The following is a 16,042-nucleotide window of genomic DNA, read 5'->3' as shown; positions in this document are numbered from 1 at the left end:
CTAACCTGAACGTTTACGGTTGTTGTTGCGAGGCGCGCCGCGACGATTGGCGTTATTTCCCCCGCGACGCGGGCCGTTGCCGGAACGACTGCGTTGCAGACGCTTAGGCGGCGGTAAATCAGTTAACAACGCTTCACTGCTGTACTTGCTGACCGGGATGCTATGGCCAATGTACTCTTCAATCGAAGGCAGGTTCAGCGCGTACTCTTCACAGGCCAGGCTGATAGAGTGTCCGCTGGCGCCCGCACGACCGGTACGGCCAATACGGTGAACATAATCTTCACAGTCGTCTGGCAGATCGTAGTTAAAGACGTGGGTTACCGCCGGGATGTGCAGGCCGCGAGCTGCAACATCAGTTGCGACCAGAATATCTACATCGCCTTTGGTGAAGTCATCCAGAATACGCAGACGCTTCTTCTGAGCAACGTCGCCGGTCAGCAGGCCGACGCGGTGTCCATCAGCAGCCAGGTGGCCCCAGACATCTTCACAGCGGTGCTTGGTGTTGGCAAAAATAATGGCGCGATCGGGCCACTCTTCTTCCAGCAGGGTCTGCAGCAGGCGCATTTTCTCTTCGTTAGACGGATAGAAAAGCTCTTCCTGAATGCGATGGCCGGTTTTTTGTTCCGGTTCCACTTCCACATATTCAGCACTGTTCATGTGCTCAAATGCCAGTTCACGGACGCGATAAGAAAGGGTGGCCGAGAACAGCATGCTCAGACGCTGGGTAGCCGGCGGCATGCGACGGAACAGCCAGCGAATATCTTTAATAAAGCCGAGATCGAACATGCGATCGGCTTCGTCCAGCACCATAACCTGAATAGCACCGAGATTAACGTGATTCTGTTTCGCGTAGTCGATCAGGCGACCGGTGGTTGCCACCAGAATATCAACGCCCTGCTCAAGCACTTTCAGCTGTTTGTCATACCCGTCTCCGCCATAGGCGAGACCCAGTTTCAGGCCGGTTGAGGCGGTAAGGGGTTCGGCATCTGCATGAATCTGCACAGCAAGTTCACGCGTCGGCGCAAGAATTAATGCCCGTGGCTGGTTAACCTGACGGCCTTCCGCCGCAGGATGAGAGAGAAGATGATGAAACGTTGACGTCATAAACGCCATCGTTTTGCCGGTACCGGTTTGCGCCTGGCCTGCAACATCACGCCCTGAAAGCGTAAAAGGCAGAGCTAACGCCTGAATCGGCGTGCAGTATTGAAAGCCTTTAGTATCAAGGGCTTCCACGACTTTTGGGTGCAGGGCGAAGTCGGAAAACTTCTGTTCAGTTAAGTGTGTTTTGCTCATAGTGTGGTAGAATATCAGCTTACTATCGCTTTACGAAAGCGTATCCGATGAAATAAAGTCAACCAACATTGGTATATTTTACGCCAATTCGCCAGGCATAATCTTGTGGAGTAAAACATGAGCAGCGATAAAATCGTTCATCTGACTGATGACAGTTTCGACACCGACGTGCTGAAAGCCGACGGCGTTACACTGGTAGATTTCTGGGCTGAATGGTGTGGTCCTTGCAAAATGATCGCGCCAATCCTTGATGAAGTTGCAGAAGAGTATGATGGCAAGCTGACCATCGCTAAGCTGAATATTGACGATAACCCAGGCACGGCACCGAAGTATGGCATTCGTGGTATCCCGACGCTGCTGCTGTTTAAAAATGGCGAAGTCGCCGCAACCAAAGTGGGCGCGTTGTCTAAAGGCCAGCTGAAAGAGTTCCTGAACGCCAATCTGGCGTAATGCAGGACTGAATGTCTGGCAGTGGTGAATTTATCTCCTGCTGCTGGACGTTCACTTTCAGGCGTGCTAAGTTACCAATACTGCATTACGAACTTACCTTGTAGTTAGCATCTAAAGTTTTCCCTTGTTGAACCCTGTCGCCCTGTACCTTATAAAGATAGAACGGTTCAGCAATCTTACGGTTAGCTCCAACTCTGGCATCACATTCGGACACCTTCTTGCATACCGATCGCCATTCCATACGATGATCGTCGGGAAGAGCCGAAAAGAGCCATTAACGGCATGGATTAATTGCCATACCACTCACGACAAACATTCCGAGTATTACCCCGAGTTTAAGAACCCATCACTATGAATCTTACCGAATTAAAGAATACGCCGGTTGCTGAGCTGATTACTCTCGGCGAAAATATGGGACTGGAAAACCAGGCTCGTATGCGCAAGCAGGACATTATCTTTTCAATCCTGAAGCAACACGCAAAAAGCGGCGAAGACATCTTCGGTGATGGCGTGCTGGAGATCCTTCAGGATGGATTTGGATTCCTCCGTTCCGGAGACAGCTCCTACCTCGCCGGCCCTGATGATATCTACGTTTCTCCCAGCCAAATCCGCCGTTTTAACCTCCGCACGGGTGACACCATCTCTGGCAAAATCCGTCCACCAAAAGAAGGTGAACGTTATTTTGCGCTGCTGAAAGTTAACGAAGTTAACTACGACAAGCCGGAAAACGCGCGTAATAAGATTCTGTTCGAAAACCTCACGCCGCTGCACGCAAATAAACGTCTGCGTATGGAGCGGGGTAATGGCTCAACGGAAGATTTAACCGCACGCGTACTCGATCTGGCTTCACCGATCGGTCGTGGTCAGCGTGGTCTGATTGTGGCACCGCCGAAAGCCGGTAAAACCATGCTGCTGCAGAATATCGCGCAGAGCCTGGCGTATAACTACCCGGATTGCGTGCTGATGGTGCTGCTGATCGATGAGCGTCCGGAAGAAGTGACCGAGATGCAGCGTCTGGTGAAAGGCGAAGTTATCGCTTCAACCTTCGATGAGCCAGCTTCACGCCACGTTCAGGTTGCTGAAATGGTGATCGAAAAGGCCAAGCGTCTGGTTGAACACAAGAAAGATGTCATCATCCTGCTCGACTCAATCACACGTCTGGCGCGTGCCTACAACACCGTGGTTCCTGCTTCAGGTAAAGTCCTGACCGGTGGTGTGGATGCCAACGCCCTGCATCGTCCAAAGCGTTTCTTTGGTGCTGCACGTAACGTGGAAGAGGGCGGTAGCCTGACCATCATCGCGACCGCGCTGGTTGATACCGGTTCTAAGATGGACGAAGTGATTTACGAAGAGTTTAAAGGTACCGGTAACATGGAACTGCATCTCGCCCGTAAAATTGCTGAAAAACGCGTCTTCCCGGCGATTGATTACAACCGCTCTGGTACGCGTAAAGAAGAGCTGCTGACCTCTCAGGAAGAGCTGCAGAAGATGTGGATCCTGCGTAAGATTATTCACCCAATGGGCGAAATCGACGCAATGGAGTTCCTCATCAACAAGCTGGCGATGACCAAAACCAATGATGAATTCTTCGACATGATGAAGCGTTCTTAATCCGGGATTGCCAGGCCGAAGCACAGATTCGGCTTTTTTAGTCCAGATGCGCAGAAAATCGACCTTACGCCACGTCTCAACGTGGCGTTTTTCATTTGTGAGCTATAGGATTGAACACTGGCAGGAGCATTTATAATGACTGTGGTAGTGATGGCGAACTTTTGACCGTTCGTCTGTCTCTTAATGCAGAATTCGGAATCCGACACAGCGACCGGCGCGTTTTTTCGCGTATTGTTGTGCGGGATGTTAGCTGAGAGCGTTTAACGTGAATTTACTCACTATGAGTACTGAGCTTGGATTAATTTTTCTCTTTTCCCTGGCTTTCCTCTTTTTTGCTCGAAAAGCAGCTAAAAAAATTGGTTTAGTTGATAAGCCTAACTCACGTAAACGCCATCATGGCGCGATTCCGTTGGTGGGCGGCATTTCTGTGTTCGCAGGTATCTGCTTTACGTTTGCCATCACCAACTATTACTTGCCTCATGCGATGCTCTATCTGGGCTGCGCAGGGGTGCTGGTGCTGGTTGGCGCACTGGATGACCGTTTCGATATCAGCGTCAAATTCCGCGCGGTCGTGCAGGCCATTGTCGCGCTGGTGATGATGTTTGGCGCAAAACTTTATCTGCTCAGCCTGGGCTTTATCGTCGGCCCGTTCGAGCTTATCGTTGGCCCCTTTGGCTATGTGCTGACACTGTTTGCCGTCTGGGCTGCAATCAACGCCTTTAATATGGTGGATGGCATCGATGGTCTGCTGGGCGGCCTCTCCTCCGTCACCTTTGCCGCCATGGGAATCATCCTCTACTTCGATGGCCAGACCAGCCTTGCGATGTGGTGTTTTGCGATGATTGCCGCCACGCTGCCCTATATTCTGCTTAATCTTGGCTTCCTTGGCCGCCGCTTCAAAGTCTTTATGGGTGATGCCGGCAGTACCATGATCGGTTTCACCATTATCTGGATTCTGCTGGAAACAACGCAGGGCCTGAGCCATCCCATTACCCCCGTCACCGCACTCTGGCTTATTGCCATTCCGCTGATGGATATGGTGGCGATTATGTATCGTCGTCTGCGTAAAGGCATGAGCCCGTTCTCGGCTGACCGTCAGCACATCCACCATCTGATCATGCGCGCCGGTTTCACCTCACGTCAGGCCTTTGTGCTGATCACTGTTGCTGCGGCCATCCTTGCCGGGATCGGTGTGCTGGGCGAATATCTGGCGTTCATTCCGGAGTGGGTGATGCTGCTGTTGTTCCTTGGCGCTTTCATGGTTTACGGCTACTGCCTGAAACATGCGTGGCGCGTGGCGCGACGTATCCGGCGCATTAAGCGCCGCCTGAGCCATTACCGCGAAGCAAAAAATAAATGAACCCGATGCTGATTAAAGGATACTTCTTCCATGCCCTCTGACGTTGTGGACAACGAACTGGATATTCGCGGCCTGAGCGGCCGTTTATGGCGTGGCAAACGCTGGATCATCGGGCTGGCACTGCTGTTTGCTCTGGTCGCCTGGCTGGTCACGCTGCTGCTGAAACAGGTCTGGAGCACCACCGCGATCACCGATCGTCCCACGGTGAACATGCTCGGTTCATACTATTCGCAGCAGCAATTCCTGACCAATCTGGATGCGCGCAGCAACACCTTAACCCTGTCAGCACCGTCACCGACAGTGATGGATCAGGTTTATCAGGAGTTCATCATGCAACTCGCGTCGTGGGATACGCGTCGTGAGTTCTGGCAACAGACGGATTACTTCAAGAGCCGCAAAACCGGCAATGCGCATAACGATGCTGCGCTGCTCGACGATATGATCGGCAATATCCTGTTTACGCCTGCTGACGCGGCCCATAACCTGCCCGATAACGTCAAACTCAAAGCGGAAACGGCGGGTGACGCCAATAATTTGCTGCGTCAGTACATTGCCTACGCCAGTGAGCGCGCCGCGCGTCATCTGAACGATGAGTTAAAAGGTGCCTGGCGGGTACGTACCGATCAGCTGCAGGCGCAGGTGAAACGTCAGGAAGATGTGGCTAACGCGGTGTTCCAGCGCCAGCAGCATCGGCTGGAGCAGGCGCTGAAGATCGCCAGCCAGCAGGGCATTAATGAGAAGCAGACGCGCGAAGTGGGTGAGAATCTGGCAGACAGCGATCTGTTCCTGCTGGGTCAGCCGGTTTTACAGGGCCAGCTGGATACCCTGCGCGCAACGGGGCCGAGCTTTGATATCAGCTATGATCAGAACAGAGCAATGCTGACCACGCTGCAGGCCGGACCAAAACTGAACAGCAAGTTTCAGACCTACCGTTATCTGCGCACACCGGAAGAGCCGGTATCACGTGACAGTCCGCGACGTCTGTTCATGATGATTATGTGGGGTGCCGTTGGGGCATTAACAGGCGCTGGAGTGGCGCTGGCACGTCGTCCGCGTCTGATGTCAGACACGCATGAGTGAGAGAAACAGTGTGAAAGTTCTGACCGTATTTGGTACTCGTCCCGAAGCGATTAAAATGGCGCCACTGGTTCAGGCGCTGTCGCAGGATCCTGCTTTTGAATCGCGCCTGTGCGTCACCGCACAGCATCGCGAAATGCTCGATCAGGTGTTGCGTCTGTTTAAGCTCGAACCGGATTATGACCTTAATATTATGCGCCCTGAGCAGGGACTGACTGAGATTACCTGTCGCATTTTAGAGGGCATGAAAACCGTCCTGCTCGATTTCAAACCAGACATTGTGCTGGTGCATGGTGACACCACCACAACACTGGCTGCGAGCCTGGCCGCCTTTTATCAGCAAATTCCGGTCGGGCATGTCGAAGCCGGTCTGCGTACCGGCGATCTCGCTTCGCCGTGGCCGGAAGAGGGCAACCGCAAACTCACCGGCCATCTTGCCCGTCTGCACTTCACCCCTACCACCCGCTCGCGTCAGAACCTGTTGCAGGAAAACCTGCCCGATTCGCGCATCATTGTGACCGGCAATACGGTCATTGATGCGCTGCTGTGGGTTCGCGATCGGGTGCTGGATGACTGCAATCTGAATGCACAATTAGCGGCGCGCTATCCCTTTATCAACCCGGATAAGAAACTGGTGCTGGTTACCGGTCACCGGCGTGAAAGCTTTGGCGGCGGTTTTGAGCGTATCTGCAGCGCGCTGGCGCAGATTGCCCGCCAGCACCCTGAGGCGCAGATCGTCTATCCGGTGCACCTCAATCCGAATGTCAGCGAGCCGGTTAATCGGATTCTCAGCGGCATTGAGAATATCATTCTGATTGAACCGCAGGAGTATCTGCCTTTTGTCTGGCTGATGAACCGTGCCTGGCTGATTCTGACCGATTCCGGCGGCATTCAGGAGGAAGCGCCTTCACTGGGTAAACCGGTGCTGGTCATGCGTGACACGACCGAGCGTCCGGAAGCGGTTGATGCGGGTACCGTTAAACTGGTAGGGACGGATATCGACAGGATCGTGGCAAGTGTCAGTGAATTGCTGAGCGACGACGATGCCTGGCAGGCGATGAGCCATGCCCATAATCCGTATGGCGATGGCAAAGCCTGTGGCCGAATTTTACAAGCCTTAAAAGATAACAGAGCTGAATTATGAGTTTTGAAACCATCTCCGTGATTGGACTGGGATACATTGGGCTGCCGACGGCAGCCGTTTTTGCCTCAAAGGGAAAAAAAGTGGTGGGCGTGGATATCAACGCGCGTGCCGTTGAAACCATCAATCGTGGCGCAATCCACATCGTAGAACCCGATTTAGATGAAGTGGTGCATGCGGCTGTTACGCGTGGCGACCTGCGCGCCACCACGCAGCCTGAACCCGCTGACGCTTTTCTGATCGCCGTACCGACGCCGTTCAAAGATGAATATCAGCCCGATCTGCGCTTTGTGAAAGCCGCAGCGGAGTCGATCGCACCGGTTCTGAAGAAGGGCGATCTGGTCATCCTGGAGTCCACCTCACCGGTGGGCAGTACAGAACAGATGGCCGAGTGGCTGGCTGCGGCGCGTCCTGACCTGCGCTTTCCGCAGCACGGTGAGACGCCCGATATTTTTGTCGCCTACTGCCCGGAGCGCGTACTGCCTGGCAAGGTAATGGTTGAGCTGATTAACAACGACCGGGTGATTGGCGGCATGACGCCTGCCTGTTCCGCCCGCGCCAGCGCGTTATACCGGCTGTTTCTGAAAGGTGAATGCGTTGAGACCAACGCCCGCACCGCCGAGATGTGCAAGCTGACTGAAAACAGCTTCCGTGACGTCAATATCGCCTTTGCCAATGAGCTGTCGCTGATTTGTGCCGAACAGGGAATTAACGTCTGGGAACTGATTGCGCTGGCGAATCGTCATCCGCGCGTCAATATTCTGCAACCCGGTCCCGGCGTGGGTGGTCACTGTATCGCCGTCGATCCCTGGTTTATCGTGGCGCAGAATCCTGAACTGGCACGCCTGATCCGCACCGCGCGTGAGGTCAATGACGCCAAGCCGCAGTGGGTGCTGGACCAGGTGAAAACCGCGCTGGCGGATTGCCTGACCCAAACCGGCAAGCGCGCCAGCGAGGTCACTATCGCCTGCTTTGGTCTGGCCTTTAAACCTGACATTGACGACCTGCGCGAGAGCCCGGCCGTGGGCGTGACTCAGAAAATCGCAGAGTGGCACAGTGGCAAGACCTGGGTGGTTGAACCTCACATTGAGCAGCTTGCGGACTCGCTGGCTGTCAACGCCGAACTGGTCTCCTGCGAGCAGGCGCTGGCTCAGGCCGATATTCTGGTGATGCTGGTCGATCACCGTGCCTTCCGCGCGATTAACGCCGCCGATGTTCAGCAGAACTGGATTGTCGATACCAAAGGCGTGTGGCGATGAAGCGCTTTTTGATCACGGGCGGTGCCGGTTTTATCGGTTCGGCTCTGGTGCGCTTTATACTGTAGACGGCTGGTAAAACTGGTCCCTGTCGTAACAGCTGGCTCAGCGATGACCAGTTGCGCGCCGCGGGTGAAGCGCTGACAAAAACTGGCTATGGCCAATACCTGCTGGATTTATTACATGCCCGTCCACGTCAATATTAATCCCCTTAGCTGGGAGAGCACATTCTTCGGTGTTGATACCGTGCGGCTGGAGCCGCAGGGCGAGACGCCGCTGGAGCAGGCGCTGCGGCATCCCTGTGCACTGATACAGATGAAAGTCGCTGCCAGCGAGACGGCACTGATTGATACGCTGCAGCAGCATCAGTTTCAGCTGGCAGAAGGCGAAGCAGACCTGACGCTGGCGGTTAAAGAGACGGAACGTCAGGCGGGGATTCGCATTGCGCGTGACGCACAAATTCCGCCACTGCGCGATGCCGCATCTCAGCTCTTCAGCCAGAGCCGTTTTCGCGCGCCCTGGTATGCGCCGGACGCCAGCGGTCGCTTCTATGCGCAGTGGATTGAAAATGCGGTGCGCGGCACATTTGACGACCAGTGCCTGGTAGCCAGTGACGCCACCGGTCAGTTGCAGGGTTTTGTTTCGCTGCGCGCGGCAGACGGCGATGCGCGAATCGGTTTGCTGGGCGTGCTGCCTGACGCGCAGGGCCAGGGCGTGGGTCAGCGACTGCTGCTGGCGGCGGCGGACTGGGCGCGGGTAAGACAGCTGGCTCAGCTTCGGGTTGCCACCCAGATGAGTAATCTCACGGCGATGCGCCTCTATTTACGCAGCGGTGCCCGGCTCGACAGCACCGCCTACTGGTTTTACAGGAAAGGTCATGATTCCATTTAATGCGCCCCCGATTGTGGGCACAGAAATTGACTATATGCAGTCGGCAATGAACAGCGGCAAGCTGTGCGGTGACGGCGGATTTACCCGTCGCTGTCAGCAGTGGATGGAGCAGCGTTTCGGTAGCAAAAAAGTGCTGCTCACTCCCTCCTGTACCGCTTCGCTGGAGATGGCGGCGCTGTTAATCGATCTGCAGCCCGGCGATGAAGTGATCATGCCGAGCTACACCTTTGTCTCGACCGCTAATGCCTTTGTGCTGCGCGGCGCGCGCATCGTGTTTGTCGATGTACGCCCGGACACCATGAACATTGATGAAACGCTGATCGAAGCCGCTATCACTGAAAAAACCCGCGCCATTGTGCCGGTGCATTACGCAGGCGTGGCCTGTGAAATGGACACCATTATGGCGCTGGCGGCAAAGCATAAGTTGTTTGTGATTGAAGATGCGGCGCAGGGCGTGATGTCACGCTACAAAGGGCGCGCCCTGGGCACCATTGGTCATATTGGCTGCTTCAGTTTTCACGAAACCAAGAACTACACCGCCGGTGGCGAAGGTGGCGCGACACTCATTAACGACGCCAGCCTGGTCGAGCGCGCCGAGATCGTGCGGGAAAAAGGCACCAACCGCAGCCAGTTCTTCCGGGGTCAGGTCGATAAATACACCTGGCGCGATATGGGGTCGAGCTACCTGATGGCCGATCTGCAGGCGGCCTATCTCTGGGCGCAGCTGGAAGCCGCTGAGCGCATCAACCAGCAGCGGTTACGCATCTGGCAGCGCTATTACGACGCACTCCAGCCGCTGGCGGCCCAGGGACGTATCAGCCTGCCGGTGATCCCCGCCAGCTGTGAACACAATGCGCACATGTTTTATATCAAACTGCGCGATCAGGACGATCGCCAGGCGCTGATCAACTGGATGAAAGAAGCTGAGATACTGACGGTGTTCCACTATATTCCGCTGCACAGTTCGCCAGCCGGTGAGCGTTTCTCGCAGTTTGTCGGCGACGATCGCTATACCACGCAGGAAAGTGAACGTCTGCTGCGCCTGCCGCTGTTCTATAACCTGTCCGATAATAATCAGAGCACGGTTATCAGCTCACTGCTGAGCTTCTTTTCCTGATGTCATTGGCCAGAGCCTCAGTGTGGACCGCATCGTCCACGCTGGTAAAAATTGTGGCTGGTCTGCTGGTGGTCAAACTGCTGGCGGTGAGTTTCGGACCCGAGGGTGTCGGCCAGGCGGGGAACTTTCGTCAGCTGATCACCGTGCTGGGTGTGCTGGCGGGCGCGGGCATCTTCAATGGCGTCACCACCTATGTGGCGCAGTATCAACAGCAGCCCGGACAACTGCGCGCGATGGTGGGCACGGCATCGGCAATGGTGCTGGGCTTTTCCGGTGTGCTGGCGCTGCTGTTTCTGCTGGCGGCGGCACCCATCAGCACCGCGCTGTTTGGTCATGATCGCTATCAGGGCGTCATCCGCGTCGTCGCCTTTCTTCAGCTCGGTATCGCCTGGGCCAACTTTACCCTGGCGCTGCTGAAGGGTTATCGCGATGCGCGCGGTAATGCGCTGGCACTGATTCTCGGCAGCCTGACTGGCGTGGCGGGCTATCTGCTCTGCTGGTGGCTGGGTGGCTATCAGGGGGCGCTGATTGGCCTGGCACTGGTGCCGGCCTTGCTGCTGCTGCCGGCGCTGCTGATGCTGAAACGCCGCGCACCGCTGCCGCTCAGCTGGCTGCGTCCGCAATGGCACCCTGAGCTGGCGCGTAATCTGGCAAAATATACCCTGATGGCGCTGATCACGGCTGTGACCCTGCCGGTCGCCTGGGTGTTGATGCGTAACCTGCTGGCAGAGCAGGAAGGGTGGGCGCAGGTCGGACTGTGGCAGGGTGTCACCAGCATTTCGGATGCCTATCTGCAGTTTATCACCGCAACCTTTAGCGTCTGGCTGCTGCCGACGCTGGCGCGGCTCGAGAGCAAACGCGACATTGCACGCGAGATTGGCCGTGCACTGCGTTTTGTACTGCCCGCCGTAGCGGTTGCCAGTTTTGGTGTCTGGGTGCTGCGCGATTTCGCCATCAGCCTGTTGTTCTCTGAGGCTTTTCGCGGGATGCGCGATCTTTTCGTCTGGCAGCTGTGCGGTGATGTTTTTAAAGTCGGTGCCTATGTTTTCGGATATCTGGTTATCGCCAAAGCCTCGCTGCGCTTTTATGTTCTCACTGAGATCAGCCAGTTTCTGTTGCTGACGCTGTTCTCACGCTGGTTGATCCCGTTACATGGCGCGACGGGTGCGGCGCAGGCCTATATGTTTACCTATGTGGCTTACTTTGCCCTGTGTTGTGGCGCTTTTATTGTTTACTGCCGGAAAAAATGACTTTAATTCACGTTTTGGGATCGGACATTCCCCACCACAATCTTACGGTGCTGCGCTTTTTCAACGATGTACTCAGCGTTGAGCAGCCCGTGGCTTCGCCACGCCATTTTATGGTAGTAACGCAGCAGCCAGAGAGCCTGGCACCGTTCAGTGCATTGCAGATTGAGTGCTTTACCAGCAAGAAAGCGCTGGCGCAGGCGGTGCTGCAGCGGGCCAGACATCGTCAGCAGCGCTTTTTCTGCCACGGTCAGTTTAACCCGTGGATCTGGCTGGCATTACTCAGTGGCAAGTTGCGCCGTTCCCAAATCTTCTGGCATGTCTGGGGTGCCGATCTCTATGAAGATTCACGCAGCCTTAAGTTTCGCCTGTTCTATCTGGTTCGCCGGCTAGCACAGGGACGCGTTGCTCAGGTTTTTGCGACCCGTGGCGACCTGCATCACTACCAGCAGCGTCATCGCAGGGTGCCGGGTTCACTGCTCTATTTCCCGACCCGAATGCCCGCCGCCGCTGTTGAGTCTGATCTCGCAGAGCCGTTTACGCTGCTGCTGGGCAACTCCGGCGATCCGAGTAACCGGCACATTGAAGGCTTAAAAGCGATTCGCGCGCAGTTTGGCACACAGGTGCGTATCGAGGTGCCGCTGGGCTATCCGCCAGGCAACGAGGCGTACATCAGTGAGATTCAGGCTGCAGCAGAGACACTGTTCCCGGACGGGCAGGTGAATCTGATGCGTGAAAATCTGGCGTTTGATGATTATTTAGCGCTCCTGGCGCGCTGTCATGTCGGCTATTTTATGTTTGAACGTCAGCAGGGAGTGGGAACACTTTGTCTGCTGATCCAGGCCAACGTGCCGTTTATCCTGACCCGCAAAAATCCGTTCTGGCGTGATGTGGCTGAGCAGCAGCTTCCGGTATTGTTCAGCGAAGATACGCTGTCGCCTGCGGTGATTGCCGAGGCACGCCGCCAGCTGATGAGCTGTGATAAACAGGCGATCGCCTTTTTTGCGCCGGGGTATCTCGCAGGCTGGCGGGCCGCGTTACAGCTCAGCGAAGGGGAGTTGTCATGAGTCTTATGCAGTTTGGCGGCCTGCTGGTGGTCTATCTGCTGTCGCTGGTTTTTATTCTGACGCTGACCTGGCGGGAGTTTAAGCGCGTCCGTTTTAACTTCCATCTGTTCTTCACACTGCTGTTCTTACTGACCTTTTACTTCGGCTTCCCACTGACCTCGGTGCTGGTGTTTCGCTTTAATGTTGAGGTGGTGCCGGTCGAGAATCTGCTGGAGGCGTTGCTGTCAGCGACGGCGTTTTACGCCATTTATTACGTCAGTTATAAAGTGCGGCTGAAGCCCGCCAGTGCGCCACCGGCGAAGCCCTGGCTGCAGATGAATCGGGTTGAAACGCACCTGACCTGCGTGATTCTGGCGCTGGTGGCGCTGGGAACCGTCACTGTGTTTTTCATTCACAACGGTTTTCTGCTGTTCCGCCTGACTGCCTATAACCAGATCTTCTCCAGTGAAGTCTCGGGGGTGGCGCTCAAGCGCTTCTTCTACTTCTTTATTCCGGCGATGTTGATCCCCTATTTTCTGAGCCCGACGCGCCGCAACTGGCTGCTGTTCCTGGTGGTAACAGTGGCCTTTGGTTTGCTGACCTACGCACTGGTGGGCGGCACCCGCGCCAATATCATTATTGCTTTTGCCCTGTTCCTGTTCATCGGGATCACCCGTGGCTGGATCACTCTGTGGATGCTGGCAACAGCGGGCGTACTGGCAATTGCGGGGATGTTCTGGCTGGCGCTGCGCCGCTATAACCTCGACGTAATGGGCGATGAAGCGTTTTATACCTTCCTCTATCTGACGCGTGATACGTTCTCACCGTGGGAGAATCTGGCTCTTCTGCTGGATAACTACGCCCGCATTGAGTTCCAGGGTCTGGCGCCGCTGTGGCGTGATTTCTACGTTTTCATTCCGACCTGGCTCTGGCCGGATCGGCCGCTGGCGGTGTTAAACAGTGCGAACTACTTCACCTGGGAAGTGCTGAATAACCATTCTGGCCTGGCGATTTCCCCCACATTAATTGGATCGCTGGTGGTGATGGGCGGCGTCTGGGCGATTCCAGTTGGTGCTGTCGCGGTAGGGATGATTATCAAAGCCTTTGATGCGATCTATCAGCGTGGCTGCCTTGAGACCAACCGGTACACCGGCGCCATCCTGCAAAGCTTCTGTTTTGGCGCGGTGTTTAACATGATTGTGCTGGCCCGCGAAGGTCTTGATGCGTTCGGTTCTCGCGTGGTGTTTTTCTGCATCATTTTTGCTGCCTGTCTGGGCATAGCTAAATTACTTTTCTGGTTACTGGATCGCGCAGGTTTGATTCGCGACCGCAGCAGGCGGGTGTTACACAGCACGCTCTGATTAACCTCTGGGATTGACGGAAGATATGACAACGTTAACTGAGACGCCGCAGTACCGGATTCGCGGCGTTGATTTGTATGGCTTCGAAAACATGCCGTCGGCGGTGAATTTTTTGATGCCGCCGCAGCGCGTTCGCAGCGGTATTTTAGTGGCGATCAATGCAGAGAAGATTCTGACCGCTGAGCGGGATGAGGGATTACGCACGCTGTTAGCGCAGGCTGAATATGCGTATGCCGATGGCATCAGTATTGTGCGGTCGATTCGTAAAAAATATCCGCAGGCGTCGGTGCAGCGCATTGCGGGAGCAGATTTATGGGAAGCGTTGATGGAGCGCGCCGGGCGTGAAGGGACGCCGGTGTTTCTTATCGGTGGTCGCCAGCGGGTGCTGGATGAAACCTGTGATAAGTTACGCCGCCAGTGGAATGTGAATATTGTTGGCGCGCAGGATGGCTATTTTGCGCCAGCCGATCAGGATGCGCTGTTTGCCCGGATTGCGGCTAGCGGTGCGAAGCTCGTCACTGTAGCGCTGGGATCGCCACGTCAGGAGCTGCTGATGCTGGCGTGCCGTGCGCACTGTCCTGATGCGCTCTACATGGGCGTAGGCGGAACCTACGATGTTTTTACCGGTCATGTGAAGCGCGCCCCTAAAATCTGGCAGCGACTGGGGCTGGAGTGGCTCTATCGTCTGATTCGACAACCGAGCCGCCTGCGCAGGCAATTAAAACTGCTTAAATATTTGCGCTACCACTTGCGCGGCGATCTCTGATATTGCTGATAAATGCCGCATTTTTAGGCATTGTGAGAGAGGAAATGCACTATTTGTCGAGAAAGTGCACAAAGCGTAATCAAACGCGTCTTTTTATTTAAAAAGCACTAGACACGATGGGCGCTTATCTCTAGTATGCACATCCGCAACGGCGCTACGCGCCCGTAGCTCAGCTGGATAGAGCGCTGCCCTCCGGAGGCAGAGGTCTCAGGTTCGAATCCTGTCGGGCGCGCCATATCGTTTGTGCGCATGAGCTTCGGTGGTTGATTTACCGCGGTTGGCAGTAGAGATTTAAATGCTGCAGGTTTTAAATCTGTGACATTAAGAATTGTGGTGGCTATAGCTCAGTTGGTAGAGCCCTGGATTGTGATTCCAGTTGTCGTGGGTTCGAGTCCCATTAGCCACCCCAGATTTTGCTGGGAAACGCGAAGGTGGCGGAATTGGTAGACGCGCTAGCTTCAGGTGTTAGTGTCTTAACGGACGTGAGGGTTCAAGTCCCTCTCTTCGCACCAGGCAAAACAGTTAAAAAAATCGGCGAGTAGCGCAGCTTGGTAGCGCAACTGGTTTGGGACCAGTGGGTCGGAGGTTCGAATCCTCTCTCGCCGACCATTTTTAGAAACCTGTCTGAAAAGACAGGTTTTTTTTCGTCTGTATAAAAGAGGATGAGGACCTCCGAAGGAGGTTTGAGCCGAGCGAAGCGAGACAACGTTGCTTCAGCAACGGCCCGCAGGGCGCTGCTCATAGAGCAGTGTAATCCTCTCTCGCCGACCATTTTTAGAAACCTGTCTGAAAAGACAGGTTTTTTTTCGTCTGTAGAAAGAGGATGCAAATTTCTGCGAGAGATTAGGGGCGTAGGCTGCGGAACAATGTTGCGGTGAGTGCGAGCCTGCGAAGGGAACACCGTCAGATGAATCCGGCTTTAGATCTCTCACCAGTCTGAAGCGTCCATGTAAGTTCCCGATGCGTCTGCCAGACTTGAAGCGAAGGGAGCATACGCCTGTAGCAAAGCATCGCGGGCCACGGACGGCCCGCGCTGAGGCCGCCAGGGATGGCGTCTTTTGCGTCTTTGCGAAAGGCGTATGCTCCCTGAAGCCGGCACAGCGGTGAGAACGGGCTGCTGTTTGCTAATCTTCGATGCCAGCTCTCCCGCTTTGATTTCGCCAGTTGTCAGTTAAAGTTGCTTAAGCAGGAGTAGCAGCGTCGTGAATCGCCGACAAATAAGTCATTGTTATTGTTAAGTTCACAGAGAGATTGGCCTCGCTGTCTCTATTAAGAGACAGAGAAAATGCAAGCTGTCGCCGGATACCGACACTTAACATCGGACATGGCTAAGAACAGATTTGGCACTGTGATTAAGTTATTGATTTATAATTACTTTAAATATAAACCTTAACCTGGCACGGCTTGTGCAATAATTCTGCTGTAG

The 16,042-nt window shown here is 54.9% G+C and carries 13 protein-coding genes, 4 tRNA genes, 1 other RNA gene and 1 pseudogene; 18 read left to right on the top strand and 1 reads right to left on the bottom strand.

Annotated elements, in window-relative coordinates; translation table 11 throughout:
• The gene (gene rhlB, locus NP77_RS00320) at window positions 1-1,293 is read right to left on the bottom strand and encodes an ATP-dependent RNA helicase RhlB (protein WP_039658620.1); all 1,293 of its coding nucleotides are present in this window, start codon (window positions 1,291-1,293) and stop codon (window positions 1-3) included.
• Between the two features lie 117 nt (window positions 1,294-1,410).
• Between rhlB and trxA the strand changes: the two genes are divergently transcribed.
• The 18 genes and pseudogenes from trxA to NP77_RS22685 all read left to right on the top strand — a co-directional run bounded on the left by trxA (window position 1,411) and on the right by NP77_RS22685 (window position 15,387).
• The gene (gene trxA, locus NP77_RS00315) at window positions 1,411-1,743 is read left to right on the top strand and encodes a thioredoxin TrxA (protein WP_003851963.1); all 333 of its coding nucleotides are present in this window, start codon (window positions 1,411-1,413) and stop codon (window positions 1,741-1,743) included.
• Between the two features lie 351 nt (window positions 1,744-2,094).
• Window positions 2,095-3,354: a transcription termination factor Rho gene (gene rho / locus NP77_RS00310; protein WP_003851960.1), complete on the top strand. Its 1,260-nt coding sequence runs from the start codon at window positions 2,095-2,097 to the stop codon at window positions 3,352-3,354.
• A gap of 280 nt (window positions 3,355-3,634) precedes the next feature.
• Entirely contained in the window at window positions 3,635-4,714 is a 1,080-nt protein-coding gene (gene wecA / locus NP77_RS00305; RefSeq protein ID WP_003851958.1) for a UDP-N-acetylglucosamine--undecaprenyl-phosphate N-acetylglucosaminephosphotransferase, read from the top strand.
• Window positions 4,715-4,744: 30 nt separating this feature from the next.
• Window positions 4,745-5,794 carry an ECA polysaccharide chain length modulation protein gene (gene wzzE / locus NP77_RS00300; RefSeq protein ID WP_003851956.1) on the top strand — a complete coding sequence of 350 codons (1,050 nt, stop codon included), beginning with the start codon at window positions 4,745-4,747 and terminating at the stop codon, window positions 5,792-5,794.
• A gap of 10 nt (window positions 5,795-5,804) precedes the next feature.
• On the top strand, window positions 5,805-6,935 hold the full coding sequence (wecB, locus tag NP77_RS00295) for a non-hydrolyzing UDP-N-acetylglucosamine 2-epimerase (protein ID WP_003851955.1): 1,131 nt from the start codon (window positions 5,805-5,807) through the stop codon (window positions 6,933-6,935).
• Complete coding sequence (gene wecC, locus NP77_RS00290) at window positions 6,932-8,191, top strand: UDP-N-acetyl-D-mannosamine dehydrogenase (protein ID WP_039658619.1); 1,260 nt, start codon at window positions 6,932-6,934, stop codon at window positions 8,189-8,191. Before wecB ends, wecC begins: the two co-directional genes overlap by 4 nt.
• Before the next feature lie 89 nt (window positions 8,192-8,280).
• A pseudogene (locus NP77_RS23755) lies at window positions 8,281-8,394 on the top strand (glucose-1-phosphate thymidylyltransferase 2 RmlA2); the annotation flags it as partial.
• Window positions 8,372-9,079, top strand: a complete 708-nt coding sequence (gene rffC / locus NP77_RS00285) for a dTDP-4-amino-4,6-dideoxy-D-galactose acyltransferase (RefSeq protein ID WP_039658618.1) — start codon at window positions 8,372-8,374, stop codon at window positions 9,077-9,079. The pseudogene NP77_RS23755 and the gene rffC, both read left to right, overlap by 23 nt.
• Window positions 9,066-10,196 carry a dTDP-4-amino-4,6-dideoxygalactose transaminase gene (rffA, locus tag NP77_RS00280; protein WP_039658617.1) on the top strand — a complete coding sequence of 377 codons (1,131 nt, stop codon included), beginning with the start codon at window positions 9,066-9,068 and terminating at the stop codon, window positions 10,194-10,196. Before rffC ends, rffA begins: the two co-directional genes overlap by 14 nt.
• Complete coding sequence (gene wzxE / locus NP77_RS00275) at window positions 10,196-11,446, top strand: lipid III flippase WzxE (protein ID WP_039658616.1); 1,251 nt, start codon at window positions 10,196-10,198, stop codon at window positions 11,444-11,446. Before rffA ends, wzxE begins: the two co-directional genes overlap by 1 nt.
• The gene (locus tag NP77_RS00270; RefSeq protein WP_039658615.1) at window positions 11,443-12,510 is read left to right on the top strand and encodes a TDP-N-acetylfucosamine:lipid II N-acetylfucosaminyltransferase; all 1,068 of its coding nucleotides are present in this window, start codon (window positions 11,443-11,445) and stop codon (window positions 12,508-12,510) included. Before wzxE ends, NP77_RS00270 begins: the two co-directional genes overlap by 4 nt.
• Window positions 12,507-13,850: an ECA oligosaccharide polymerase gene (gene wzyE, locus NP77_RS00265; protein WP_039658614.1), complete on the top strand. Its 1,344-nt coding sequence runs from the start codon at window positions 12,507-12,509 to the stop codon at window positions 13,848-13,850. The genes NP77_RS00270 and wzyE overlap by 4 nt, the downstream gene beginning before the upstream one ends.
• A 25-nt stretch (window positions 13,851-13,875) precedes the next feature.
• The gene (gene wecG / locus NP77_RS00260; RefSeq protein ID WP_039658613.1) at window positions 13,876-14,616 is read left to right on the top strand and encodes a lipopolysaccharide N-acetylmannosaminouronosyltransferase; all 741 of its coding nucleotides are present in this window, start codon (window positions 13,876-13,878) and stop codon (window positions 14,614-14,616) included.
• 158 nt (window positions 14,617-14,774) lie between these two features.
• Window positions 14,775-14,851 (top strand) — tRNA-Arg (locus NP77_RS00255).
• Between the two features lie 98 nt (window positions 14,852-14,949).
• A tRNA-His gene (locus tag NP77_RS00250) sits at window positions 14,950-15,025 on the top strand.
• Window positions 15,026-15,041: 16 nt separating this feature from the next.
• Window positions 15,042-15,128, top strand: a tRNA-Leu gene (locus NP77_RS00245).
• Window positions 15,129-15,148: 20 nt separating this feature from the next.
• Window positions 15,149-15,225 (top strand) — tRNA-Pro (locus NP77_RS00240).
• Between the two features lie 32 nt (window positions 15,226-15,257).
• Window positions 15,258-15,387, top strand: a non-coding RNA gene (locus tag NP77_RS22685) — RtT sRNA.
• Window positions 15,388-16,042: the final 655 nt, after the last annotated feature.

The sequence above is a fragment of the Pantoea sp. MBLJ3 genome (assembly GCF_000816655.1).
Taxonomy (GTDB): Bacteria; Pseudomonadota; Gammaproteobacteria; order Enterobacterales; family Enterobacteriaceae; genus Pantoea; species Pantoea eucalypti.
This window is presented reverse-complemented; position numbering and strand designations above follow the sequence as displayed.

Excerpts from the sequence above, each read along its gene's own strand:
- rhlB (WP_039658620.1), bottom strand. The coding sequence starts at position 1,293 with ATGAGCAAAACACACTTAACTGAACAGAAGTTTTCCGACTTCGCCCTG.
- wecG (WP_039658613.1), top strand. The coding sequence starts at position 13,876 with ATGACAACGTTAACTGAGACGCCGCAGTACCGGATTCGCGGCGTTGAT.
- wecC (WP_039658619.1), top strand. The coding sequence starts at position 6,932 with ATGAGTTTTGAAACCATCTCCGTGATTGGACTGGGATACATTGGGCTG.
- rffC (WP_039658618.1), top strand. The coding sequence starts at position 8,372 with ATGCCCGTCCACGTCAATATTAATCCCCTTAGCTGGGAGAGCACATTC.
- wecA (WP_003851958.1), top strand. The coding sequence starts at position 3,635 with ATGAGTACTGAGCTTGGATTAATTTTTCTCTTTTCCCTGGCTTTCCTC.
- wzyE (WP_039658614.1), top strand. The coding sequence starts at position 12,507 with ATGAGTCTTATGCAGTTTGGCGGCCTGCTGGTGGTCTATCTGCTGTCG.
- NP77_RS00270 (WP_039658615.1), top strand. The coding sequence starts at position 11,443 with ATGACTTTAATTCACGTTTTGGGATCGGACATTCCCCACCACAATCTT.
- rffA (WP_039658617.1), top strand. The coding sequence starts at position 9,066 with ATGATTCCATTTAATGCGCCCCCGATTGTGGGCACAGAAATTGACTAT.
- wzxE (WP_039658616.1), top strand. The coding sequence starts at position 10,196 with ATGTCATTGGCCAGAGCCTCAGTGTGGACCGCATCGTCCACGCTGGTA.
- rho (WP_003851960.1), top strand. The coding sequence starts at position 2,095 with ATGAATCTTACCGAATTAAAGAATACGCCGGTTGCTGAGCTGATTACT.
- trxA (WP_003851963.1), top strand. The coding sequence starts at position 1,411 with ATGAGCAGCGATAAAATCGTTCATCTGACTGATGACAGTTTCGACACC.
- wzzE (WP_003851956.1), top strand. The coding sequence starts at position 4,745 with ATGCCCTCTGACGTTGTGGACAACGAACTGGATATTCGCGGCCTGAGC.